This window comes from Chryseolinea serpens (assembly GCF_900129725.1).
In the GTDB taxonomy this organism is placed as follows: Bacteria; Bacteroidota; Bacteroidia; order Cytophagales; family Cyclobacteriaceae; genus Chryseolinea; species Chryseolinea serpens.
In genome coordinates, this window is sequence record NZ_FQWQ01000005.1 from 98,812 (window position 1) to 124,724 (window position 25,913).

A 25,913-nucleotide genomic window follows, 5' to 3' on the forward strand; every position below is an offset into this window, starting at 1 on the left:
TATGAAATCAACTATAAATAAATTATCGCTGTTCATCGGCATCGCCTGTTTGGCGGCATGCGCGGATGACTCCCTGGATCCGTTTCGCCTGAAGGAACAAACCAAGGGGTCGATCCTGGCGCTCCGCGGAGATTCGTTCGACGCCTTGAACGACAATGGCTGTTCGAATTCGTTCTTCAAAAATAAGATCGTCGGCGACGAAACCTTCGTCATGGATGTTGAATACCTTTCAGAAGACCCCAAGTCGCTGCAGGAGATCCAGGTGTATGCACACTATCAAAGACCCGACCCTGATAATGCAGGTCAGTACACGATCGATACACGCGCCAAAGTGGCAACATTCCCGGGATCGACGTTAACGGCAACCGGCACCGGAAACCCGACAGGCGTTTTGTCCATTCAACTTTCCGCCATTCTTACTGCCGTGGGAAATCCTACGGTGGAGGACGATGATCTTTTGAATATCGAATCAGATCTGCTCCTGACCAATGGATCGGTGGTGTTCTCGACATCTGTGGTGAACAGTGGTTTGTATCAAAGCGGTATTTTTTATCCCGCTCAAACCCTTCTCTATTGCCACGATGACATTAACAACTTCCTTCCGGTACCGAAGTTCGCATTGCGTGTAGGTACGCCGTTGAAGAATGGGGCGAAGGATACGTTGAACATCACATACAAGACTGAAATTGCCACACCCCCCACGGTAACACTGGTGGGCAACGAAGGTACGCTGGGCACATTGGTAGCAGATCCGGACGACGACTCTGGAACTAAGTTCTATGCCATCTACACAGCCGGTCCGGGCTATACGGGACCCGTTTCTGTGAAAGTGGCAGGCGCTGTGACCGGTGGCTCGGGAGCCACCGCTGGACTGGTGCAGCCGGAAGCCAAGCTGGCTACCATACAAGTCGATAACCTCGGTCCCCAAGTAGTGGGCGCTCCGATTATCGAAAACCAGGCAAACCCCGCCGCAGGCCCTCGCATCGGACGTGATCAGTACATCGCCATTACCCTTAATTTCCAGGAAGAACTCGATCCGGGCACCGACCTGTTGATCTCGGTGACGGGTCATAACCTGGATCCGGTAGATGAAGATGTGATGACCATCGCTGAAAATGGCAGATCGGCAACCTATACCTATGTCTACAAGGATACGGATGAAGGAACAACCGTGACTCCGGGCGATCTGGACTTTGACGTTACTGGTGGCGCCGATTTGGCTGGCAACGACTTCGCAGGCATATCGTTTACGACATTGAATGACATCGGTGAGCCTCCGGTGCCGGTAGTTACGCTGGACGCCAACTACGATCTTGGTAATAACATTAAATGGTCGGCTACAACAACCACCGGCCCTTCTAATGTTGGTGGCGCAACCTCGGGAACAGTCTTCTATGCGGCAGTGCCCGCCGGAAGTGCTGCACCCACACAGGCAACCCGTACCATTAAGGGCGTAGTGGTGAACGATGGATTTGATTTTGGTGGCGATACACCAGTCGAAACCGGAAGCTTCGACGTGTCCAATGGCTTCGGAGTGGCATCGAGTAAATTTGTCTCAAACGGCGATTTTGACGTGTACTTCTATTTTGTGAATGCAACGGGTAACGTGAGTAAGAACACGGGCCCGACGCAGGTTACCATGCAATAATTCTTTTGCATAAAAATGAAAAAGGCTGCCTTCACGGGCAGCCTTTTTTAATACTTAGCATTGATCTTTTCCTGTTTATGTTATGAGAGTTCCGTTTTTTGTAACCGATAGCTCCCCCTGGAAGTATTGCCTGGCTTTCATTATGCTTGCCGTTCAACTCCCCGGCTTCGCTCAAGGACCTGTACTGAAAGGAACCATTTCAGAGCATGACAACCCCATGCCCGGCGTAACGGTGTACCTGGAGCAATTGAATATTGGTACCGTGTCCGATTCCCTTGGAACGTATTCCATTTCAGTGCCCTCGGGAACCTACTGGACAAAGTTTTCATTCACCGGCTACAAAACCGTTCGCGTCAAGCTCACCCTGCATCAATCCCAACGTTTCGATGTTGTTATGGAGGAAGACATCACCCAACTGGATGAAATGGTGGTGAACGCACAAGCGGAAGATCACAACGTGGCCAGTGTGGACATGGGTGTGAGCACGCTGACGATGAAGACGCTGTCGAAGATGCCGGCGTTTATTGGGGAAGTCGATATCATTAAAAGTATGTTGCTGTTGCCCGGCGTCACCACGGTGGGAGAGGGCACCTCGGGGATAAACGTCCGCGGGGGTAATTCGGACCAGAACCTGATCTTGCTGGATGGCATGCCCATCTTTAATCCCTCACACTTAATGGGCATGTTCTCGGTGTTCAACCCCGACATGGCCAAAGACATTTCGTTGTACCGCGGCGGCGTTCCGGCCCAGTTTGGCGGACGTGCTTCTTCCGTTTTGGACATCAGCGTCAGAAGTCCTTCCACAAAGAAAAGTTTCCAGGGAGGGATCGGGTTGGTGGCCAACCGTTTTTTGTTTGAGACACCACTCATCAAAGACCGGCTATCGCTCATCATCGGTACGCGGTTTTCATTTTCCGACTATCTTTTCAAAGTGCTGAAGAGCTCAAGCCTGCGGAACACAAAAGCCAATTTCTATGACATCACCGGGCGGCTGGAATACCTGAAGGGGAACGACCGGATTTACCTGACCGCCTATAATTCCACCGATGTATTTAAACTTCCTTCCGATTCGATCTCGAATGGAAACATACCACCGGCCACCGACTATCGCTGGAAAAGCAACACAGCCACATTGGGATGGATCCATAAGTTTGCCTCCAACCTGTCCTTGAAGTCAGCGCTGGTCTACAGCAAGTACAATTCCGTGATCTCCAGTCATGAAGTTCCGAACGACTATGATTTCAAATCGGACATCTCCTATAAATCCATGAAGTCCGACTTGTCGTGGCAAAAGAACGCGCATCAGGCCATCGGAGGAGTTGAGTTGGCGCAATACAAGGTCAATCCCGGTACCCTGATCCCCTTGTCCGATGAAACGGATCTATCCCTGCCCCCCCTGCAATCCGAACAGGGCACAGAGATGGCTGTGTTTGGATCGGATGAAGTGCACTTGCAACGATGGCTCACCATGCAAGCGGGGCTTCGCTATTCTTATTATTTCAACACGGGACCTTCCACGGTCTACGCCTACGCGCCGGGAAAGGAGCGCGACATAAAGTATATAACGGACACGATTCACTATAGCAAACACGAACGCATCGCCAGCTATGGTGGTCTTGAACCCCGCCTGGCCTTCAACATGCGTTTAGGACCAAAGTCCTCCATAAAGATTGGCTACAGCCGCTTGCGCCAATACCTGCAACGGATTACGAACACAACGGCATCGCTACCTACAGACCGCTGGCAACTCAGCAACACGTATGTGAAGCCCATCATCTCCGATCAATTTTCGGTGGGCTATTTCCGGAATTTTTATCAGAACAAATACGAGGCATCCCTGGAAGTATACACCAAGAATATTCAGAACATCAGCGACTACAAAGGGGGTGCCGACCTGTTGCTGACGCCGCTGCCCGAGACAGTTATCCTGCAGGGGAAGGGCAAAGCCTATGGACTGGAATTTCAATTGAAGAAAAATGTAGGCCGTCTCACCGGGTGGCTGAACTACACGTATTCTCAAACGATGATCCTGATCGAATCCACTAATCCCAACGAACAGGTGAATAACGGGAAGTGGTACCCGGCGAACTACAACCGACCCCACAGTTTGAACCTGGTGTTGAACTATAGTCCGAATAAAAAGGGCATTACCTATGCTGCGAATTTTACATTCAGTTCCGGCCGGCCGACAACGTATGCCTACAATCGCTATTACATGGGCTTCCTGCAAGTGTCTAATTTCATAGACCGCAACCAGGATGTTATTCCGAACTATCATCGCCTTGACCTCTCCATGACCATCGACCCGATGCGCGCAGCGAACAAGCGCTTTCATGGAAGTTGGGTGTTCAGCCTGTATAACGTGTATGCGCGCAAGAATGCTTATTCCATTTTCACGAAAACAAACGGCATACATTCAGCCATCATCTCTTCGGATGCCTACAAGCTTTCGATTTTTGCGACGATCATACCCTCGATCACCTATAATTTTAAGTTCTGACTATGAGGCTGACGATTTCCAACATAAAAACCAGGCTCATCACCATTTCTTCCGGCATCGTCCTGCTGGTGTTGAACAATTGTGTTACTCCTTTTGAACCCGAGCGTCGTGATATAGATAAGCAGCTGGTCGTGAGCGGTTCGATCACCGATGGCCCAGGCCCACACTTCATCAGCGTGAACTACACACCACCCTATTCCGACATCAAACAAAAATCCTATCTCTATCCCAACAATGCCCGCGTGTTTCTCTACGACGACACGGGATATGAAGAAGAACTGAGCCCCACCACTTACGGCACGTATAAAACAGCAGACGACACAAAAGGTGTCCCGGGCAGGACCTATCATGTCACCATCGTATTGGAAAATGGTACGCGGTATGAATCCCGTCCTGAATTGATGGCACCTGTTCCGGCGATCGACACCTTGTTTGCAGAGTTCAAACCCCTTCCGTCGACGGACGTGCCCGGTAAATTTTCGGTCTACCTCGAGACCACGGATGCGCCGGAAACCAACAACTATTATTGGTGGAACTGGGAGCATTATGAAACACTACCCTACTGCAAGATCGTGGCCCTGCCTGGTGGAGGAAGACTGGCTTATCCTTGCTGCAACCCGTGTTGGAGGATCACGTTTTGCGATGGCTGTTTTTCGCTTACGTCCGACTACCTGAGCAACGGCAAACGCCTGAGACGACAACACATCACCGATGTGCCCTACGATTCGAAGGATCCGTATTACATCATGGTGAAACAACAATCAATTTCCGAGGACGCTTTTAAATTCTGGTCGGCCGTGTATGATCAACTGAACAACACCGGCGGTGTGTTTGATAAATCACCCGCTACGATCCAGGGCAATATTTTCAACGTTAGCGATCCGACCGAGCAGGTGTTGGGCTATTTTATGGCGAACAGTGTTGTGCAGCGCTATTTTTATGTCGATCGCAATGTCGATGTGCTGCTCGTTCGCAGGCCTTTCAATCCCTATGAGATTGCGGAAACCTGTGTCAATTGCGAGAACCAGGTTGGCCGCACAAACGTCATGCCTCCGGGTTGGATAAATTGAACGCGTAAACCCTGCGTGGAATAAAGTCTGAAGGGCCTTTTTTTGGCCGAACAAAATTCTATTGTTTAGGGGTGAACTCTCCCCTTTGTGGGCTAGATTTGCCGCCTTATAGAGCTACCCATGAATGATAGACTGATCTCTGCCGCCAAAGGACTTGCCACCGATCGCACCCCCATCTGGCTCATGCGCCAGGCCGGCCGCATTCTCCCGGAATACAGAAAGGTGAGGGAAACCGCCAAAGACTTTAAAACCCTCGTAAAAACCCCCGAGCTGGCCACCGAAGTAACCATACAGCCCGTCGACATCCTGGGCGTGGACGCGGCCATCATCTTTTCCGATATCCTGGTCATCCCCGAGGCTATGGGTCTCAACTATGAAATGGAAGAAAACAAAGGCCCCGTCTTCCCCAAACGGATCACGTCGGAAGCCGATCTCTCATCGTTGCACATCGCACAAGCCGAAGAACTTCAATATGTATTAGACGCCATCCGCCTCACCAAAAAAGAGCTTCAAGGCAAAGTGCCACTCATTGGTTTTGCGGGCGCACCGTGGACCATCTTCTCCTACATGATCGAAGGCAAAGGCAGCAAAACCTTTAGCCAGGCAAAAAAAATGCTCTATACCCAGCCCGCGTTCTCACACCGCTTGCTGGACATGATCGCCCAAAGCACCATCCATTATCTGAAAGCGCAGATCAAAGCCGGCGCCGACATCGTGCAGATCTTCGACTCCTGGGCTGGCATATTATCGCCGGATCAATACGCAGAATTTTCCCTGAAATACATCTCAAAAATTTGTGATGCCCTCGGAAACGACGTCCCCAAAATTGTCTTCGCCAAAGGAGCTTTCTTCGCGCGTGCTGAAATGAATACCATCAACTGCGACGTCGTAGGATTGGATTGGAACATGGGCATCGCCGAATCGCGCGCCCTGCTCCCCAACAAAGTGCTCCAAGGCAATCTCGACCCTTGCGCCCTCTACGGCTCCCTCGACGACGTGCGACGCGAAACCAAAAAAATGCTCGACGCCTTCGGCCCCCACAAACACATCGCCAACCTCGGCCACGGTTTATATCCCGACACCGAAGTAGACAAAGTGAAATGCTACATCGACACCGTGAAGGAATACAGCGCAACGCTGCGTCGCTAGGACTGTCGTTGATAAACCAGACGCAAAGTTTGGCGCAAAGAAATTCCGATGATTACCAAAAAATAACCCCGGCCTTCAGGCCGGGGTTATTGACATCTATATCGAAAGGGCTTTAGCCCTGACCTTCACTCATTCACTCCGAAGAGATTTTATAGGATTAACAATCGCCGCCCGGATCGACTGATAGCTCACCGTGATCCACGAGATCAACAATGCCAAGCCTCCCGCCAGCAAAAACACACCGACACCCAAATCCACACGGAACGCAAATCCCTCAAGCCACCGATCCATAATAAACCACGAAAATGGCACCGACAATACGAAGGCCACCACAATCAGTTTCGTAAACTCTTTCGACAATAAGATCACTACACTAAAAACGGAAGCGCCCATCACCTTGCGTACACCAATCTCTTTCGTTCGCAAGTTCGCGGTATAGGCCGCCAACCCAAACAACCCCACACAAGCAATCACAATGGCCAACCCGGAGAAAACAGCAAACACGTTGCCGGCCTGTTGCTCTGCGGCATATTGAGCATGAAGATTCTGATCGAGGAATAAATACTTAAAGGGCTGATCCGGCGCCAAGGTTTTCCATTTTTCTTCCGCGGCGCTCACGACGCTGCGGGCGTCCCTTTGGTTGAGCCGTACGGTCACATAGCCCGCGCCACCGCCAAAGCTCTCGACGCTCTGAATCGTGAGGGGTGTGATCGGATCGCGCAGGGATTGAAAATTAAAATCCTTGATGACACCAATGATCGTAAAGACAACTTCTGCATTTCCTTGCGGACGGCGCAAGATCTGCTTCAACTTTTTACCCACGGGGTCGGAGAGTCCCATGGTTTTCACGGCCGTTTCATTTAAGATGATAGAAAGAGAGTCATTGGTTTCTTTAGAATATCCCCGGCCTGCCACAAACTCAAAGCCGATGGTTTGGGCAAAGTCGTCGTCGATACCCATGCTTTTTGTGGTGAGGATTTCCGACGAGCCTTCGGGTGTGAATTGTGCCCCAAAGAAATCACCCTGCCGGCCCAGGAGCGAGAAGGTTCCCCCGGCACTTACCACACCCGGGACGCGCTTCATCTCTTCGATGAAGGTCTGCACCTTATTGTTCAGCGCAAACGCGCGATCGATGACCAGCACTTGCTCTTTATCGTAACCGAGCGATTTGTTTTCCATATAGTTCATCTGCTTCACCACCGTGAGGGTGCCTACGATGAGCACGATGGAAATGAAGAACTGAAAAACAACCAACCCGTTCCTCAACCATGAACCCTTTGCCTGGCTGGCGAAATGACCTTTCATCACCACAATAGGATTGATCGACGACAACGCGAAGGCTGGATAACTGCCAGCCATAAAACCTACCACCACCGAGATGAGTAATAGGCCCCCCAATATACCGGGTGTAAACGGAAGGGAGAGATGTTTTCCCGCCAGGGCATTGAAGTAAGGCAGTGCGAGTTGCGCCAAGCCTAGCGCCAACACCGTTGCAAACAAACTCAGCAGAACAGACTCCACCAGAAACTGATAAACCAGCTGGCCTTTCAACGAACCCATTGTTTTGCGCACGCCCACTTCACGCGCCCGCTCGGCCGAACGCGCCGTGGCCAGGTTCATAAAGTTGATGCAGGCGATCGCCAGGATGAGCGAGGCGATGCAGATGAGGAAGTACACATAATTGCGGTTTCCCCCTGGTCGCATGGTTCCCTCCAGGTTTGTTGGGTCGAGGTGGATGGACGTAAGGGGTTGGAGGAAGTAGCGGTAGCCGTTGCCTTCACGTTTGTAGTCGGCCCATGATTTTCCAAGATCTTGTTCGATCTGCGCCGACGCATAGGTGTCCACCATCTTGGGAAATTTTGCTTCCAGTGCGGCAGCGTTGGCGCCGGGTTTGAGTTTTATATAGGTATGTGCCGAGAAAGTGATGAAGTTCACCTTTGGGCCGCCGAAGAACTGATCATTCCACTTCGATAAGAAATCAAATTTTAAATGTGAATTGTCCGGCAGGTTTTCGCAAATGCCGGTGACATTAAAATCCTGGTTGAAGATCTTTAGCGTTTTTCCCACGGGGTCGTCCTGGCCAAAATAGCGGTTGGCAGTCTCTTGGGTTAGCACGATGTCGTTCAACTTCGTCAACACGGTTTTTGAATTGCCTTTGATCAGTTTCAAACTGAAAAAAGAAAAGAAGTTGGAGTCGGCAGCCATGACGAAGTTTTCTTCAAACTGCTTCACTTCACTGTTGCGGTCGGTATAATTCACCACCACGTTGTTGATGGGGCCGCTCACTTTCACCACGTCTTCCACTTCTGCAAAGTCGCGGCCCATCACCTCGGAATAGGAGTGGGGAATGAAAGCATAGTTGGTGGAATGGTTGGGATATTTTCGCTCCAACACAACCTTGTAGATGCGATCGGCATCCGTCAAAAACTTGTCATACGAAAACTCCTCGATCACAAACATCGTGATCAGAAGACAGCTCGCGATGCCCACGGAAAGCCCCAGGACATTGATAAGCGTATATACTTTTTGTTTGATGAGGCTGCGCAGCGCCACCTTGATGTAGTTCCTGATCATAGCGAGAAGTTTACAGGTACCACCAAAGTCAATCCATGTGCCACATCCCAAGCCATGGAAATATGGCCAAGCAGGAACAAATCCGCTGTGCGGGAGAAAATAGGTGTACGGAAGGGGATAAAATCGTTCGCGTGCGGACGCCTAGTTTTGCAGCATGCGCAGCAAAGTGGAGAGGCGGTTCTTCATGTTGCGCCGGTCGACAATGAAGTCGAGAAAGCCATGCTCCAACACAAATTCTGCACTTTGGAAACCTTTGGGCAGATCCTTGCCGATGGTTTCACGAATCACGCGGGGACCGGCAAAGCCGATGAGCGCGCCGGGTTCGGCAATATTGAAATCGCCCAGCATGGCATACGACGCCGTTACACCGCCTGTGGTGGGGTCGGTCAACAAGGAGATATAGGGAATTTTGGCGGCATCCAGCAAGGCGATCTTGGCAGAGGTCTTGGCCATTTGCATCAGCGAAAGTCCGGCTTCCATCATGCGCGCGCCGCCGGAGCGGGAGATCATGAGGATCGGTTTTTTTGTTTGAAGGCTGTGGTCCATCGCGCGGGCAATTTTCTCGCCCACTACCGAGCCCATCGAGCCGCCAATGAAACTGAAATCCATGCAGGCAATGGTGATGTCGATGCCATTCATTTTACCATACGCGGTGCGCACGGCGTCTTTCAGCTGTGATTTCTCCTGGCTTTCTTTGATGCGTTTCGGATACGGCTTGGTGTCTTTAAATTTCAACGGGTCGGCCGACTCCATATTGGGGTCCAGCTCGGTGTATTTGCCTTCGTCAAACAGCACTTCGAAATATTCTTCCGAGCCAATGCGCACGTGAAAGTCTTCATCGGGCACCACGTAGGCGTTGTTCTTCAACTCGCGCGTGTGAACAATTTTGCCGGCGGGCGACTTGAACCAGAGGCCGTCGGGCACTTCGCGTTTGGATTCGGTGGGAGTGAGTATTCCTTTATCGCTGCGTTTGAACCAAGACATAGTTAAAAAATTTAGTAAAAAAGAAAGCCGATGAACGGGTGAGGTTCATCGGCTGAAATTACAATTTCGTTAAGCTAAATCGATCGATTTATCGAGGTAAATATCCTGGATGGCGTTCAGGATCTCTACGCCTTCTTTCATGGGGCGCTGGAATGCCTTGCGGCCCGAGATCAAGCCTGTGCCACCGGCACGCTTGTTGATCACGGCGGTGCGCACGGCATCGGCCAGATCGCTTGCACCTTTGGATTCGCCACCGGAGCTGATCAAGCCGGCGCGGCCATTGTAGCAATTCAACACCTGGTAGCGGCACAGGTCGATCGGGTGATCGGAAGTGAGCTCCGTATAAATTCTTTCGTCCAGTTTACCATAGCTGCTGCCACCGGTGTTCAGCATTTTGTAGCCGCCGTTGGTTTCGGCAAGCTTTTGCTTGATGATGTCGGCCTGGATGGTTACGCCCAGGTGGTTGGCCTGGCCGGTAAGGTCGGCCGATACGTGATAGTCAACACCGTCTTTCTTGAAGGCGTTGTTACGGGTATAGCACCAGAGAATAGTGGCCATACCAAGCTGGTGAGCGCGCTCAAAAGCTTTAGACACTTCAATGATCTGGCGGGTAGCATTATCAGAGCCGAAGTAGATCGTGGCACCTACCGCTGCGGCGCCCATGTTCCAGGCATCCTCAATGGAACCGAACATGATCTGATCGGCCTTGTTGGGGTAGGTGAGCAATTCGTTATGGTTGATCTTCACGATCAAAGGGATCTTATGGGCATATTTTCTAGCCACCATGGCCAGTGCGCCAAAGGTGGTGGCCACACCGTTGCAACCGCCTTCGATGGCGAGCTTCACGATGTTTTCGGGATCGAAATAAATGGGGTTCTTCGCGAACGATGCGCCGGCGCTGTGCTCGATGCCCTGGTCGATGGGAAGAATGGAAACGAAGCCTGTGTTGGCCAAACGGCCGGTTCCGTATAATGCTTGTAAGTTGCGCAACACGGGAATGCTGCGGTTGGATTGAGCAAATACTTTGTCAACGAAATCCGGGCTGGGAACCTGGAGTTGATCCTTGGAGATGGTTTTACTTTGGTGTTTCAGCAGGTAGTCTGCGTCCTTACCGAGTAGGTCAGCGATGTTTCTAGCCATAGTTGGTTTTTTATGCGAGGGGACAAAGTTATTAATTATTTAATAGGATGCTAATTTGAGCTGTTTTGGGGGTTTTTGACCCATTTCAAACGTGTTCAGCACCCCTCCGGAAAAACCCTAAAAACGAAAAAAGCCACCCCGGGTAGGAATGGCTTCTTTGTATATCCGGATGTATTAAATCTTCTCCTTGATGCGGGCAGCCTTGCCTTGCTTGCCTTTCAGGTAGTACAGTTTTGCACGACGTACTTTACCTTCTTTCAATACTTCGATCTTGTCGATAGAGGGCGAAACGATAGGGAAGATACGCTCAACGCCTACGCCGTTGGAGATCTTGCGAACGGTGAATGTCTCGCCGTTGCTGTTGCTGCCGCGGCGTTGGATCACCGTGCCCTGGAACTGCTGGATGCGCTCCTTGTTACCTTCTTTTATTTTTACGTGAACGTTCACAGTATCACCAGGCTTGAAGCTGGGTTGTGTCTCACGGACTTTCGCAAATTCTTGCTCTACGAGTTTAATCAGATCTGCCATAACACGATGGTTTTGAAAATGGACTGCAAATGTAGGGAAAGAATTGAAACTTAGGAAGCTGGGATATAGAATGTTTGCAAAAAATGGATTTTAAGGCTTTTGAAGCAATTCTGGCCGCCTTTTTTGGGTCCGCTCCAGCGCCTGGTCGTGTCGCCACTCCTCAATCCGGGCCTGGTGCCCCGACAAAAGCACGTCCGGAACCTTCCAGCCTTTGTACTCTGCCGGCCGGGTATATACCGGGGGCGCAATGAGGTTATCCTGGAAAGAATCACTCAACGCCGAGGTCTCGTCCGACAACACGCCGGGAATGAGCCGGACCACCGCGTCGGCCACCACAGCCGCCGCCAACTCGCCACCGGAAAGGACATAGTCACCGATGCTGATCTCACGGGTGATCAAATGCTCCCGCACCCGTTCGTCCACCCCTTTATAATGACCACAAAGTAAAATGAGATTCTTTTTCAGACTCAACTCATTGGCCAGGGGCTGCGACAGGCGCTGGCCATCGGGACTCATATAGATAATGTCGTCGTAGGTTCGTTTGGACTTGAGTTCGGTCAGACAGTTGTCGATGGGTTCGATCATCATCACCATGCCGGCCCCGCCGCCAAAGGCGTAATCGTCCGTCGTCCGGTGTTTATTGGTGGCGTATTGACGCAGGTCGATGATGTTGACCGTGACCAGCCCCTTGGCCTGGGCGCGCTTCAGGATCGAGTCCGAAAAGGGGCTCTCAATAAGCTTGGGGAGGCACGTGAGAATGTCGATGTGCATGGTCAAATATCCAAAAATCCTTCGGGAAGATTCACGGTGATGCGCTTTTTGCCCTTGTTAATGCTCGCAATGAAGGGGCCGTTCACGGGGATGAGGACTTCACCAGTCTCCCGCTCAACCGCCAGGAGCGGATTGGCCCCCGGCTGCACTTCCACAACCTTTCCCAAAAGGCCTGCCTCGCCATCCCAAACCTCAAAACCAATGATCTCGTCGCTGTAAAATTCACCCCGGGCCGACTTCGGGCGGAGCGACTTTTGAACATAGAGCGCGCGCTTGGCAATCTTCCCCGCTTCTTCGACGGAGTCGACGTCCTCGAATTTTATAAGGGCCTTTGCCTGGTGCACGGAGGCCGTTTGCACAAAATAGGGTATCAGGCGGTTATCCTTCTCCACAAAGAGGGCCTTCAGCTCTGCGAGATTTTCGGGTGCTTCGTCATCCAGCGAGACCGTCACTTCGCCTTTCAGGCCGTGGGGTTTCAGGATGAAGCCGATCTTAAAACATTCGTCTATGTCCATGGTGGGAAAATAAAAATGCCAATGCGTGGGAACACATTGGCATTTGGAATGATCAATTTAAAATTAAGCTTGTTCGGTAGCTTCTGCGGCCGGGGCTTCGTTTTCGGCAGCGGCGGCAGGTTGTGCAGCAGCAGCGGCAGCAGCCTCTTCGGCAACCTTAGCCTTTTGACGGATCGCTTCAGCACGAGCTTCGCGGATCTTGGTTTCGGCAGCTTTGCGGGCTTTCGCGCTTTCTTCTTTGGAAGCGGTAACCTTGTTTCTCTTGGCTTCGATCTTAGCTTCCTTGCTCTTCAGCCAGTCGGCCAGTTTCGCGTCGGCTTGGTCTTGGGTGATAGCACCTTTGATAACGCCGATTTGGAGGTGTTTTTTCAGCATAATGCCACGGTATGAAAGCATAGCTTTCACGGTGTCGGAAGGCTGAGCGCCATTCATCAACCATTTGAATGCTTTTTCGTCATTCAGGTCAATGGAAGCGGGGGTGGTGAGGGGATTGTAAGTCCCGATCTTTTCAATGAAGCGACCATCGCGTGGTGCTCTGGCATCGGCTACGACTACATCGTACATCGCCAGTTTCTTGCGGCCTCTGCGGGCCAATCTGATTTTAACCATTACTGTGTCAGTTTTAAATAGTGGAACTCGTCCTGTATTTTTTTAAAGACCGCAAAGTTAAGTTTTTTTTCCGTTTCGGCAATGATCGGCGCCTAAAGGGGTTGAAAGGAAGGAAAATAGTTAAGTATTCGTTTACGCGATTACTCAATTTTTTAATCTTATAACACTTCTCTACATTTGTTGGCTTTCAAAAATAATCATGGATAATTATTCATACATCAGCAATGCAGACGTTGGTTATCTGGACCAACTCTACCAAAATTACAAAAAGGACCCTAGTAGCGTCGATTTAACCTGGCAGAAGTTTTTTGAGGGATACGACTTCTCCAATCAGCGCTTTGGTGAAAATGGCCACGGTCCCAAAGGAGGCGACGATTCCCTCTCCTTAAAGGAAACGCAGGTGCGAAACCTGATCTTCGTGTACCGCTCGTTCGGTCACCTGAAATCCAAAACAAACCCCGTTCGCGAACGCAGAAACCACCAGGTGAACTTCGACCACACCAACGTGGGCCTCACCGATGCCGACCTGGACACCGAGTTTGACGTGGGCGCCGAAATCGGCATGGGCCGCGCCACCCTGCGCAAGATCATCGAAAAACTGAAGTCCGTATACCTCGGTCCCATCGGTTTCGAATACAACTTCATCCGCAACGACGAAGTGCGCTCGTGGTTCTTCCAAAAATGCGAACAACAATACTATACTTATAATCCCAGCATCGACGAGAAGAAAAGCATCCTCACCAAGCTGAACGAAGCGGTGGTGTTCGAGAACTTCTTGCACACGAAATTCCTGGGACAAAAACGCTTCTCCCTGGAAGGTGGTGAAAACACCATCCCTGCCCTGCAAACCATCATCAACAAAGCAGCAGAGCTGGACGTGAAGGAAGTGGTGATCGGCATGGCCCACCGCGGCCGCCTGAACGTGCTGTCGAACATCCTCGGCAAAACGTATGAGCAGATCTTCACCGAATTTGAAGGCAACGTCAGCCCCGAGCAAACCATGGGCGATGGCGACGTGAAATATCACCTGGGCTATTCAAGCCATATCAACACGCCTTCCGGCAAAAAAATATACCTGAAACTCACCCCCAACCCTTCGCACCTCGAAGCGGTTGACCCGTTGGTGATCGGCTACACGCGTGGCCAGATCGACGACGAATATAAAGGAGATCTTTCTAAAGGTATGGCCATCCTCATCCACGGCGACGCCGCGGTGGCAGGACAAGGCATTGTCTATGAACTGTTGCAGATGTCGGGCTTGCCCGGCTACACCACGGGTGGAACGATCCACTTCGTGATCAACAACCAGGTGGGTTTCACCACCGACTACGACGATGCCCGTACCAGCATTTACTGTACAGACCTGGCCAAGATCGTGGACGCCCCTGTGCTGCACGTGAACGGCGACGACGCCGAAGCCGTAAGCTTCGCCGCGAAACTGGCCGTAGAATATCGCCAGAAATTCGGACAGGATATTTTTATCGACTTGCTGTGCTACCGTCGTCACGGTCACAACGAGAGTGATGAGCCCAAGTTCACACAGCCGAAATTGTATAACATCATTGCCAAGCACGAGAATCCCCGCGAGATCTACGTAAAGAAATTGGTAGAGCGTGGCGATGTGGATGCGGCGTTGGCCGATGAGATGGACAAGAATTTCAGAAACCAGTTGCAAGACCGGTTGAATGAAGTGAAACAGAAGCCCCTTCCCTACAAGCCTCAAAAGATCGAAGCCGAGTGGGAACAAATGCGTTGGGCAACACCGGAAGATTTTGATAAATCGCCGGAGACCGGTATCAAGGAAAGTGTGATCGAAAAAGTTGGTAAAGCGCTGACGACGATCCCCGAAGGCTTCAAGCCTTTGAAACAAATCGAAAAATTGTTGAAGGACCGTCAGGCGGCTTTCTTTGAAACGAAAGTGCTGGGTTGGGCTGAGGCAGAATTGTTAGCCTATGGCTCGCTGCTGACCGAGAAGACGCCGGTGCGTATGTCGGGTCAGGATGTTCGCCGCGGCACGTTCTCGCACCGTCACGCCTATTTCTTTGACGCGAACACAAACGAACCGTATTGCGGTCTCGACAACATCGACAAGACCCAGACGAAATTCAAGATCTACAACTCGTTGTTGTCTGAATTTGGTGTATTGGGTTTTGAATATGGCTATGCCATGTCTTCACCCAGCGCCTTGGTGTTGTGGGAAGCACAGTTTGGCGACTTCGTGAACGGAGCGCAAGTGATCATCGACCAGTTCCTTTCTTCTGCCGAATCGAAATGGCAACGGATGAACGGCCTGGTGATGTTGTTGCCCCACGGCTACGAAGGCCAGGGTCCTGAACACTCGAGCTGCCGTCCGGAGCGATTCCTGCAGTTGGCGGCCGAATACAATATGATCGTGTCGAACCCCACCACGCCGTCGAACTTCTTCCACTTGCTGAGAAGACAAGTGACGTGGCAATTCCGCAAACCCTGCGTGGTGTTCTCGCCCAAGTCGTTGCTGAGACATCCCGCGGTTATTTCACCGGTGAAGGAATTCACGTCGGGCAGCTTCAGCGAAGTGCTGGATGATCCTACGGGCGTACCGGCCAAAGATGTGAAGCGTGTCATTCTTTGCTCGGGCAAGCTCTATTATGACCTCGCCGAAGTACAGCAGAAGCGCAAAGCAAAAGACGCGGCCATCGTGCGCATTGAGCAACTCTATCCTTTCCCTGAAAAACAACTGAAAGCTGTCCTGAAGAAATACAAGGACGCCAAGGTGGTGTGGGCGCAGGAAGAGCCGGCCAACATGGGCGCCTATTCGTTCATCCTCCGGATGATGCCGAAGCAGGAGTTTGAAGTGGTATCGCGCAAGGCCAGTGCATCGCCGGCTACCGGTTTCTCTAAAGTTCATAAAGTAGAGCAAGAGAAATTGGCGAACAAAGCATTCGAGATCTAAACAGAAAACATGTCACGGCCTTGGCCGTCAAAAAAACATATCGTTCAAATAAAAAAATTAAAAGGGAATGGCTATTCAAATAAAAGTGCCCGCAGTCGGCGAGTCCATCACGGAAGTGACCATCGCGAACTGGCTTAAGAAAGACGGCGATGTGGTGAAGTTGGATGAAGTGATTGCCGAACTGGAATCGGACAAAGCAACCTTCGAGCTCACGGCACCTAGTGCCGGGGTGTTGAAGATCATCAAACAACAAGGCGAGACGGTTCCCATCGGCGGCCTCATCTGCGAAGTGGAACCTTCGGGCGCCACGGCAGCAGCAGCGGCCCCCGCGCCTGCACAACCTGCGGCCCAACCGGCAGCGGCTCCCGCAGCCCAGGCTCCAGCCGAACCCAAGAAAGCTGGTGGTGTGAAAGAAATGAAAGTGCCTACAGTGGGTGAGTCTATCACCGAGGTGACCATTTCCACCTGGTTGAAAAAGGACGGCGACCTGGTGAAGTTGGACGAAGTGATTGCCGAAGTGGAATCCGACAAAGCTACGTTTGAGTTGCCGGCTGAAGCCACGGGCATTTTGCGCATTGTTGCGAAAGAAAAAACAACGCTACCCATAGGCGGTCTCATTTGCAGAATCGAGATCACGGATGGTGCAGCCGCTTCGAACGGTGCCGCGGTAGCGCAACCCGCAACGGCCACCGCCGCAGTAGCAGGTGACAAAACCTATGCCGCCGGTCATCCTTCACCCACGGCAGCAAAGATCCTGGATGAAAAAGGCATTCCTGCAAACCAGGTTTCCGGAACCGGTGTGGGTGGAAGAATCACGCAAACCGACGCGCAAAACGCTCAGAAAGCTCAGGCTCCCGCAGCCACGTCAGGCAAGCCCGCCGAGACCAAAGCGCCGCTGGCCCCGCCGGTGATTGCTTCCGGTGGAGGACGCAATGTGCGCAACGAGAAAATGACGTCGCTGCGAAAGACCATCGCCAAGCGATTGGTGTCGGTGAAAAATGAAACGGCCATGCTCACCACGTTCAACGAAGTGGACATGAAGCCGGTCATGGATCTGCGTTCGAAATACAAAGATCAATTCAAGGAAAAATATGGTGTTGGCTTGGGCTTCATGTCCTTCTTCACCAAGGCGGTGTGTGCCGCGTTGAAAGAATTCCCTGCCGTGAATGCATCGATCAACGGCGATGAAATTATCTATCACGACTACTGCGATGTATCCATCGCTGTGTCTACACCCCGCGGTTTGGTGGTGCCGGTGATCCGCAATGCGGAGGCGCTTAGCTTCAACCAGATCGAGAGTGAAGTGGTGCGTTTGGCCACGAAAGGCCGCGACGGAAAACTTTCCATCGAAGAGATGACGGGTGGAACGTTCTCGATCACCAACGGTGGTGTGTTCGGCTCCATGCTTTCAACGCCCATCCTGAACCCGCCGCAGTCGGCGATCCTGGGTATGCACAACATCGTGGAACGTCCCGTGGTGAAGAATGGTGAGATCGTGATCCGCCCGATCATGTATGTGGCCCTGTCTTATGATCACCGCATTGTGGATGGTCGCGAGTCGGTGAGCTTCCTGGTGCGCGTGAAGGAGATGATGGAAGATCCGGGAAGATTGATCCTGGGCGTTTAATTTTAAGTTGTCTTTCAGATAAGAAGCAGGTATGAGAATGAGGATCATCAGTGTCTTACTGAGTGTTGTTTTTTTGTCATACCTGCTTACTTTTTCCGGGTGTTACCGGTCGTGCTTTTCGGAGGATCGCTTTGTGGCCTCTGTTCATTTCGCTAACCATGGCCAGTACACATCCGTGTATGGGTGGGATGGCGAACAACCCGGGAAGGAAATTCAAATCTACGACTTTAGCACCGAGGTACCCCTGACCAGAAAGCAGAACAAGACGGTTCTGATATTTCAAAGTGACACACGAAAGGACACCCTTAGCATACAGTATGAATTAACCCCCAAACTGCAGTCGAAGGAGTGTGGTTTTTATTTGGATGCCGACCACTACCAGGTGGGCGAACCCACAACGTTTTCAAATGTTGAATTGCAGTCTCCGAGTTCTAGTCAAATAACCGTTTATATCAATGACTAGACACGCATCCGTTATGGTCATGTTGGCGATTGTTAGCCACACCGCGCTTGGCCAAGCTTCGTCGCCTGCAGGGCTTTCCGTAGGGTTCGACATACTGAAGACCATGCCGATTTTTTACAGCAGTGGCTATGTGCTGGAGCCTTCGTTGATCTACACGACGAAAAACGGCCTCATGATTGACATGGCTGTGGGGTTTGCCAACGTGAAAAAAGATACGCTCTACCAAAATTCTACTTATTTCAACCAGGGACACTACCTTCGCCTGGGTGCTGGTGGAATGATCCTCAAACATCCCGGACAATTCAGACAATTTTATCTGCTGGCCGATGTTGTGTATTCGGATTTTACCGAACGGTTCAAGGTTCGTTTCCGCGACGAGGGAGATTACTACGGCGACGCGTTCAGGACGCTGGAGCAGTCCAGCCGTTTGGTTGCCCTTGAAGTCCAGCCCGGCTACCGGCTGCCAATAGGGAACTCGGGATTTTCCGTTAATTTTCAGGCCCGGTTCAGTTATGTCGTGACCGAATATGATGCGGACAATTTTCCGGTCTATTTGATTCCGGGCGTCGGCTGCATGGGTACGGAAAAGGACACGTCGTATAATAATGCGGCCACCGTAGGCGCATCGATTCGCATCGTTTATAAACTTTTAGAAAATAACAATTAAGATCTTATGCAATACAATGTCGCAGTTATTGGCTCGGGACCTGGTGGTTACGTAGCAGCCATTCGTTGTGCGCAGCTTGGCTTTAAAACGGCCATCATCGAGAAATACGATACCCTGGGCGGCACTTGCCTCAATGTGGGCTGTATTCCTTCCAAGGCCCTGTTGGATTCTTCAGAGCATTTCATCACCGCCAAGGAACACTTTGCCGAGCATGGCATCGACATCCCGGAGCCCAAGGTGAACATCACTCAGATGATCAAACGGAAGACCGGCGTGGTGAAAGCCAACGTAGACGGTATTGCATTCCTGATGAAGAAAAACAAGATCGACGTGCTCACCGGCGTGGGATCATTTGTCGATAAAAATACGATCAAAGTAACGGCGAAGGATGGCAAGGAAACAACGATCACCACCGAACGCGTGATCATTGCCACGGGTTCAAAGCCTACACCGCTTCCCTTTGCACCGTTCGACAAAAAGAGAATCATCTCCAGCACTGAAGCCTTGGAATTGAAGGAAGTGCCCAAACATTTCATTGTCATTGGTGGCGGCGTGATCGGCATGGAGCTCGGCTCGGTGTATGCACGCCTGGGATCCAAAGTAACAGTAGTCGAGTTCCTGGACAGTCTCATTCCTACGATGGATGGCTCACTCGGCAAAGAGCTTCTGAAAGTGACCAAGAAACTGGGAATGGATTTTTTCCTCGGCCACAAAGTGACATCCGTCCAAAATACAGGTAACGAAGTGGTGGTGAAAGCCGAAGCCAAAGACGGCAAGTCCATCGAGCTGAAAGGCGACTACTGCCTGGTGAGCATCGGCCGGCGCCCCTACACCGACGGCCTCGGATTGGATAAGGTTGGCATCGAAACCGTGAAAGGCCAGGTCCCTGTGGACGAACATTTGAAGACCAAAGTAGATAACATCTATGCCATTGGCGATGTGGTGCGTGGCGCCATGCTCGCACACAAAGCCGAGGAGGAAGGCACATTTGTGGCAGAACAATTTGCCGGACAAAAACCTCATGTGCATTACTTGCTGATTCCTGGTGTTGTCTACACCTGGCCGGAAGTGGCCAGCGTTGGCTACACGGAAGAACAATTGAAAACCGATGGCAAAGCGTATAAAGTGGGCAACTTCCCCTACAAAGCATTGGGAAGAGCACGCGCCAGCATGGACACCGATGGCTTCGTGAAGATCCTCGCCGACAAACAAACCGATGAGATCCTCGGCGTTCACATCATCGGCGCACGTGCTGCCGATATGATCGCCGCAGGTGTAACGGCCATGGAGTTCCGTGCCTCTGCGGAAGATGTTTCAAGAATGTCACACGCTCACCCGACCTATATGGAAGCGGTGAAAGAAGCGTGTCTTGCCGCTACGGCAAATCGCCCAATCCATCTTTAAGGATGGTGGCTCTGAAATTGGACCACGATAACAACATTCTTTATTATAAACCCTGGGCGAACCCCGGGGTTTATTTTTTCCAAAGCTTGTATTGCGTGAACGCCCGGATGAGGATGGCGATGACGATCGGGATCAGTGATGTATGAAGCTGCTGTGGCAAGATGGGCCAGGTGAGCAACAGCAACGCGCTGAGAATGGTCACGCCAAGAAAATATTTTTTCAACCACCCCGGCTCCGGCCGGCGGAAAAGAGCAATGGCTGCTACGAGATTGGAGGGTAGTGCCCAAAGCAGGTTGAAATTTTTTGCTGCGGCCTGATGGTCGGTGAAGAACCATAAAAAGAAAAGAAGGAATCCCAAAAGACCCGTCACAATGAAGAGCACGCTGTCGAGCCAGGCAGACGGCTTTCCTTTTTTAAAGTCCCGCACGGTGATGGCGATGCAAAGCAGGGCAAACGTTCCAAAGACATACATCGGATGCGGCAAGCCACCGGCTGATTCTTTCGGACGGGCCTCGTATACGTTGACCTTGGCCTTTACCAGGGGAACGGTGGTGCCGTTTTGTTGTATGGTCGCGTGGTCGAACCCTGATTCGATGTAGTCGGGCAGGAACATGTATTCGTAGGGCGATGCTTTTTTATCCATGGGAAGTCCCAGACAGATGTCGATGCCGAGATCGCCCCAGGGCTGATGGTCCAGGTAGAGGTCGGTGAGTTGGCGGATGGTGTAATCGGTTTTGATGTAGGAGCCATCGAATGTAACGTCCTTGCCAAGGGCGGTTACTACGACATCGCGGATCTTGGTTGCGCAATTGTTGTAGAAATAGTCGTAGCGATAGTTTTCGTTTTTGGGTTTATGGTTCCACATCAGGTAGTCGAACAATTTTTGTTTCTGTTCGGAAGTGAGGTTCAACTCCTGGTCGTGGATGAAGCGGTTGTCGCGGATGTAAGAGAATTCGAAGCTTTGGTAGTCATAGGCGGCCAGCTTGTAATAGAGATAGCCGCGGGCGAAGTTGAGGTAGAAGTTGGGTTGGTCGAAGTCGAATACGCCGTAGTTGAAGACGGCATCGATGTTCCGGTCGGGGTCATACACACGAAACGCACTGTGCCCGAAGGCCGAATACAATTCCTTCTGGAAGGGTCCGCAGGTGATGACGGAGATTGTGGCACGGTCGGACAACTTTTGGGCGTTAGCGCCGGTGATGGCGAAAAGCAGGATGCAGGCCCCAATAAATTTTTTCATGAGCTGTGGAATAAACCTTTGCAAGATATAAACCTTGTCATAACTTTTTAATACCTCAGGGAGGAAGAGATCGCAAGAAAAAGGCACCGTTGGGCCGGATGTGGGATGGGTAGGGGCCGCAATTTATCCTTACCTTGCTGCCCAATCAACGCGTGGTGCATGAAGGTTAATTTCCGCGATAGCGTGAATATGATGGCGAAAAGCTCGTTCGGCCGGGCGCTGAATGCGGCGCGCATCTACACCAGCTTTCACACGTCGACCTTCACCGGCAAGCCGTCCATCCAAGGGCTACCCATCAGCCTCTCGTTCGAGCCCACCACGTCGTGCAACCTCCGGTGTCCCGAGTGTCCCAGTGGTTTGCGTTCGTTTACGCGCCCTACGGGGATGCTGCAGGAGGAATTGTTCCGCAACGTGATCGATCAGCTGGCACCCACCCTGAGCTATCTCACCTTCTATTTTCAAGGCGAACCGTTCTTGCATCCGCAGTTCCTCGACATGGTGAAATATGCCTCCCGCAAAGGAATCTATACGGCCACCTCGACCAACGCGCATTATTTAAAAGATGAAATGGCCAAGGCTACCGTACAATCTTCCCTTGACCGGCTCATCATCTCCATCGATGGCACCTCGCAGGACACCTATCAAAATTATCGCGTAGGCGGTTCGTTGGACAAAGTGCTGGAAGGGGCGCAGAACATTTTGCGTTGGAAAAAGGAATTGAAATCGAGAACGCCACATGTCATCTTCCAGTTTCTCGTCGTAAAACCCAATGAACACCAGATCCCGGAAGTCTATGCCCTGGCGGAAAAACTAGGCGTCGACCAGGTGGTGTTGAAAACGGCACAGATCTATAACTACAAGCAAGGCTCGCCACTGATCCCCGACCAAGACGAATACTCGCGCTATCGCAAAATGAGCGACGGTTCCTACGCGCTAAAGAATAAGCTGCTCAATGAGTGCTGGAAGATGTGGCACAGCTGCGTCATCACCTGGGACGGCAAGGTAGTGCCCTGCTGTTTCGATAAGGATGCCCACTTTGTGCTGGGAGACCTGAATAAAGATTCGTTCCGCGAGATCTGGAATAGCGAAAAATACAACGCCTTCCGGTCGTCGCTGTTGCATTCAAGAAGTGAGATTGAGATTTGTAAGAACTGTACGGAGGGGACAAAGATTTTTGCTTGACGGATCGTCCAAGCGAATGTTACAATCCTTCTTTTTTGATTTGTGCTTCGATCTTTTCAAAATCCACCGCGCCACATTTCCCACAACCGGTAGCACACCCTGATTTCATTTGAAAACTTTTATAAATAAGTCTTCCCACGTAAATCACGGCGCCTAAAAAAATCGAACCGACCAAGATCTGCTGAAGCATAGCTCAAAAATAAGGATTCACTGACATTAACGCAGGGACCGGTGGAATAATTTCCGAAACACTGTTCGATAGCGGACGAAATACGTCGTTTACGTACAATCTAAATGGTCAAACGCCTAAATTAGAGCCCATCCTAAGCCTTTTTTACCCTGGCATCCGTCTTGAGTTGTCCAATCATTTCCAGAGAAAAATTATGCTGAAAAACTATTTTAAAACGGCCATCCGAAACCTGCTCCGGGGCAAAGGCAGCACCCTCATCAACATTTCGGGATTGGCTATGGGGATCACGTGCAGTTTGGTGCTTTTTCTCCTGGTGAGGCACTTGTCCAGCTATGATAACTTTCACAGCAAGCGCGATCGCATTTATCGTGTGGTGAGCGAGTCGGATGGAAACGATGGCAAGCAATACACCTCTGGCGTGCCCACGGTTTTGCCCGATGCATTCCGCACTGATTTTCCGGAAGTGGAGAATATCATGTTCGGGGAGTATCGTGCCCCGGCGCTCATCACCTTACCTCAACCGAAAGGAGAGCCAAAGAAATACGAAGAACGAAGCGGTGTGGTGATCATCGAACCCGGCTTCTTTCAAATATTCGACCGGCCGGTGTTGATCGGCGATGCTCAGAAAGGGCTGGCCGAACCGAACAGCGCCGTGATCTCGAAGCGTTCGGCATTAAAATATTTTGGCAAGGAAGATGCCATTGGTGAAGTTTTGAAATTTGAAAACATCGAGTATAAGGTCGCGGCGGTGGCCGAAGACTATCCCAGCAATACGGATTTTCCTTTTGATGTGATGCTCTCCTACATCACCGTAAAAAAAGACCGTGAACAATCGGGATGGAACAGCATCTGGAGCGATCAGCAATGCTACATTTTATTGAAGGAAGGCGAAACACCCTCGAAAATACAAAGCCGTCTGCCGGCGTTTGCTGAAAAATACATCGGCAAGGACGACCCCGATAACACACAATTTGCCTTAGAACCGTTGAGCGATCTTCATTTCGACACGCGGTATGAGACTTTCAGCTACAACACCGTGGAGCGCGGCATGTTGATGGCCTTTGGCGTAATCGGATTCATCCTCATCATTACCGCCTGTATCAACTTTGTGAACCTCGCTACAGCCGAGGCCATCAAGCGTTCGAAAGAGGTGGGGATACGCAAATCGTTGGGCAGCACCAAGGGGCAATTGATCCGCCAGTTCTTGGGTGAGACCGGTTTAATAACGCTGATCTCATTGCTCATTGCCATTGCGTTGTCACAACTGGCGCTCACGTTTCTCAACCCGTTCCTCGATCTTCACTTGTCGTTGAACTTTGGTTCCGATCTCCAACTGTGGGGCTTCATCATTTTGGTTTCGGCCATCGTGGCGCTCATGGCGGGATTGTACCCGGCCTTTGTGGTATCGGGCTTTCAGCCGGCGTTGGCGTTAAAAAATCTGATCAGCAATAAAAATTCTTCCGGCTATAATCTGCGCAGAGGATTGGTGGTGGCGCAGTTCATGATCTCTCAATTTTTTATCATCGGCACCATCGTCGTGATTGACCAGATGAATTATTTTCAGAAAAAAGATCTTGGCTTTAGAAAAGATGCCATCCTCATGGTACCCGTCCCCGAGCGTGTTTCTGTTCGCGCAATGGAGGGGGTGAGCAAGCTTCGTACGCTGCGCGAAGAAGCGGCCGTGATGCCCGGTGTGCAAGCGGTGAGCTTGAATAGCGATCCTCCTTCTTCCGGCCACGTGTCGGGCACCAATTTGAAAGTAGAAGGCGGCGATGAAAATTATGCCACACAAGTGAAACAGATCGACGGCAATTACGCATCGCTATTCGGTTTGCAATTCATCGCAGGAAAGAATTTACAAGACCTCGACACGGCCACAGGCTTCGTCGTGAATGAAAAGCTTGCGCACACGGTCGGCTTTGCTAATGCCGCCGAAATTGAAGGAAAGATTTTGAAAATGCGGGGTAAAACACTTCCCGTGGTGGGTGTGGTGAAAGATTTTCACACAGTATCGCTGCGCAGCGCCATCGAACCGTTGGTCCTGATGAACCAGGTTTCGGAATACAGATACCTGGCGTTGCAAGTGAAGGCCGGTGCTGTGCAGGATGTTTTAGCGAAACTGAGACCGATGTGGGAACGGTCTTATCCCGACTATATTTTCAGCTATGAATTTTTGGATCAAAAAATCGAGGAGTTTTATGAAGGCGAGCGGAGAATTTCAGTACTGTTAAGCGTGTTTTCGTCTATCGCGATTTTCATCGGATGTCTCGGCCTGTTCGGACTGGTAACGTTCATGGCCAATCAAAAAACCAAAGAGATCGGTGTCCGCAAAGTGATGGGCGCATCCGTGGAGAGTATCGTGTTTATGTTTTCGCGCGAGTTCCTGAAGCTCATCAGCCTCGGCTTTTTAATAGCAGCGCCGACCGCCTGGTGGGTCATGAACATGTTCTTAGACGAGTTCGCCTACAAGATCACGATTGGGCCGGGTATATTTTTGATCGGCCTGGTCACTACCCTGGTCATCGCCATGGCCACCGTGGGATACCGGTCGTTCAAAGCAGCGGTCGTGAACCCCGTGAAATCGCTGCGGTCGGAATAATGTGAAACCATTTTTTCTATACTAAATTTTCTATGCATGAAGATCCCTTCGGAAGACGTCCGAGGGGATTTTTTTATGAGAAGAGTGTTGAAGGGTTGGCCTGGGATGATGAAAAAAAATT

20 protein-coding genes are annotated in these 25,913 nt (G+C 51.1%); 11 read left to right on the forward strand and 9 right to left on the reverse strand.

What is annotated here, in order from left to right; genetic code table 11:
* Position 1: 1 nt before the first annotated feature.
* The 4 genes from BUB30_RS28315 (at position 2) to hemE (ending at position 6,367) form a co-directional block, all read left to right on the forward strand.
* Positions 2–1,648 (forward strand): hypothetical protein, encoded by a 1,647-nt coding sequence (locus BUB30_RS28315; RefSeq protein WP_073141439.1) that lies wholly within the window; start codon positions 2–4, stop codon positions 1,646–1,648.
* An 82-nt stretch (positions 1,649–1,730) separates the two neighbouring features.
* Positions 1,731–4,148, forward strand: coding sequence for a TonB-dependent receptor (locus BUB30_RS28320; RefSeq protein ID WP_073141440.1), 2,418 nt, complete (start codon positions 1,731–1,733; stop codon positions 4,146–4,148).
* A 2-nt stretch (positions 4,149–4,150) separates the two neighbouring features.
* Entirely contained in the window at positions 4,151–5,218 is a 1,068-nt protein-coding gene (locus BUB30_RS28325) for a DUF4249 domain-containing protein (RefSeq protein ID WP_073141442.1), read from the forward strand.
* Positions 5,219–5,338: 120 nt separating this feature from the next.
* Positions 5,339–6,367, forward strand: a complete 1,029-nt coding sequence (hemE, locus tag BUB30_RS28330; RefSeq protein WP_143165124.1) for a uroporphyrinogen decarboxylase — start codon at positions 5,339–5,341, stop codon at positions 6,365–6,367.
* A gap of 129 nt (positions 6,368–6,496) precedes the next feature.
* On the opposite strand, the gene BUB30_RS28335 is transcribed toward hemE, so the two are convergent.
* The 7 genes from BUB30_RS28335 to BUB30_RS28365 all read right to left on the reverse strand — a co-directional run bounded on the left by BUB30_RS28335 (position 6,497) and on the right by BUB30_RS28365 (position 13,488).
* A complete protein-coding gene (locus BUB30_RS28335) occupies positions 6,497–8,941 on the reverse strand; it encodes an ABC transporter permease (RefSeq protein WP_073141445.1) in 2,445 nt (814 codons plus the stop codon).
* A gap of 141 nt (positions 8,942–9,082) precedes the next feature.
* A complete protein-coding gene (gene accD / locus BUB30_RS28340) occupies positions 9,083–9,925 on the reverse strand; it encodes an acetyl-CoA carboxylase, carboxyltransferase subunit beta (RefSeq protein WP_073141447.1) in 843 nt (280 codons plus the stop codon).
* Positions 9,926–9,994: 69 nt separating this feature from the next.
* Positions 9,995–11,065, reverse strand: a complete 1,071-nt coding sequence (locus tag BUB30_RS28345) for a class I fructose-bisphosphate aldolase (RefSeq protein ID WP_073141449.1) — start codon at positions 11,063–11,065, stop codon at positions 9,995–9,997.
* A gap of 174 nt (positions 11,066–11,239) precedes the next feature.
* Positions 11,240–11,593: a 50S ribosomal protein L19 gene (gene rplS / locus BUB30_RS28350; protein WP_073141451.1), complete on the reverse strand. Its 354-nt coding sequence runs from the start codon at positions 11,591–11,593 to the stop codon at positions 11,240–11,242.
* 90 nt (positions 11,594–11,683) lie between these two features.
* Complete coding sequence (gene trmD, locus BUB30_RS28355; protein ID WP_073141453.1) at positions 11,684–12,364, reverse strand: tRNA (guanosine(37)-N1)-methyltransferase TrmD; 681 nt, start codon at positions 12,362–12,364, stop codon at positions 11,684–11,686.
* A gap of 2 nt (positions 12,365–12,366) precedes the next feature.
* Complete coding sequence (gene rimM, locus BUB30_RS28360) at positions 12,367–12,879, reverse strand: ribosome maturation factor RimM (RefSeq protein WP_073141455.1); 513 nt, start codon at positions 12,877–12,879, stop codon at positions 12,367–12,369.
* Positions 12,880–12,942: 63 nt separating this feature from the next.
* Positions 12,943–13,488: a 30S ribosomal protein S16 gene (locus tag BUB30_RS28365; protein WP_073141457.1), complete on the reverse strand. Its 546-nt coding sequence runs from the start codon at positions 13,486–13,488 to the stop codon at positions 12,943–12,945.
* Positions 13,489–13,687: 199 nt separating this feature from the next.
* On the opposite strand from BUB30_RS28365, the gene BUB30_RS28370 reads away from it, so the two are divergent.
* The 5 genes from BUB30_RS28370 to lpdA all read left to right on the forward strand — a co-directional run bounded on the left by BUB30_RS28370 (position 13,688) and on the right by lpdA (position 20,581).
* The gene (locus BUB30_RS28370; RefSeq protein ID WP_073141459.1) at positions 13,688–16,420 is read left to right on the forward strand and encodes a 2-oxoglutarate dehydrogenase E1 component; all 2,733 of its coding nucleotides are present in this window, start codon (positions 13,688–13,690) and stop codon (positions 16,418–16,420) included.
* A gap of 67 nt (positions 16,421–16,487) precedes the next feature.
* The gene (gene odhB, locus BUB30_RS28375; RefSeq protein ID WP_073141462.1) at positions 16,488–18,047 is read left to right on the forward strand and encodes a 2-oxoglutarate dehydrogenase complex dihydrolipoyllysine-residue succinyltransferase; all 1,560 of its coding nucleotides are present in this window, start codon (positions 16,488–16,490) and stop codon (positions 18,045–18,047) included.
* A 37-nt stretch (positions 18,048–18,084) separates the two neighbouring features.
* The gene (locus tag BUB30_RS36030) at positions 18,085–18,510 is read left to right on the forward strand and encodes a DUF6452 family protein (protein WP_394334012.1); all 426 of its coding nucleotides are present in this window, start codon (positions 18,085–18,087) and stop codon (positions 18,508–18,510) included.
* On the forward strand, positions 18,503–19,177 hold the full coding sequence (locus tag BUB30_RS28385) for a hypothetical protein (RefSeq protein ID WP_143165125.1): 675 nt from the start codon (positions 18,503–18,505) through the stop codon (positions 19,175–19,177). Before BUB30_RS36030 ends, BUB30_RS28385 begins: the two co-directional genes overlap by 8 nt.
* A 6-nt stretch (positions 19,178–19,183) precedes the next feature.
* Positions 19,184–20,581 (forward strand): dihydrolipoyl dehydrogenase, encoded by a 1,398-nt coding sequence (gene lpdA, locus BUB30_RS28390; RefSeq protein ID WP_073141467.1) that lies wholly within the window; start codon positions 19,184–19,186, stop codon positions 20,579–20,581.
* Between the two features lie 70 nt (positions 20,582–20,651).
* On the opposite strand, the gene BUB30_RS28395 is transcribed toward lpdA, so the two are convergent.
* Positions 20,652–21,821 (reverse strand): Lnb N-terminal periplasmic domain-containing protein, encoded by a 1,170-nt coding sequence (locus BUB30_RS28395; protein ID WP_073141469.1) that lies wholly within the window; start codon positions 21,819–21,821, stop codon positions 20,652–20,654.
* A gap of 159 nt (positions 21,822–21,980) precedes the next feature.
* Here BUB30_RS28395 and BUB30_RS28400 point away from each other — a divergent pair, with 159 nt between their 5' ends.
* Positions 21,981–23,003 carry a radical SAM/SPASM domain-containing protein gene (locus BUB30_RS28400; protein WP_073141471.1) on the forward strand — a complete coding sequence of 341 codons (1,023 nt, stop codon included), beginning with the start codon at positions 21,981–21,983 and terminating at the stop codon, positions 23,001–23,003.
* Positions 23,004–23,022: 19 nt separating this feature from the next.
* Here the strand turns inward: BUB30_RS28400 and BUB30_RS36035 are convergent, their stop codons facing one another.
* A complete protein-coding gene (locus tag BUB30_RS36035; RefSeq protein ID WP_073141473.1) occupies positions 23,023–23,193 on the reverse strand; it encodes a FeoB-associated Cys-rich membrane protein in 171 nt (56 codons plus the stop codon).
* A 193-nt stretch (positions 23,194–23,386) separates the two neighbouring features.
* Between BUB30_RS36035 and BUB30_RS28410 the strand changes: the two genes are divergently transcribed.
* Positions 23,387–25,792, forward strand: coding sequence for an ABC transporter permease (locus BUB30_RS28410; protein WP_073141475.1), 2,406 nt, complete (start codon positions 23,387–23,389; stop codon positions 25,790–25,792).
* The last annotated feature ends 121 nt before the right edge of the window (positions 25,793–25,913 follow it).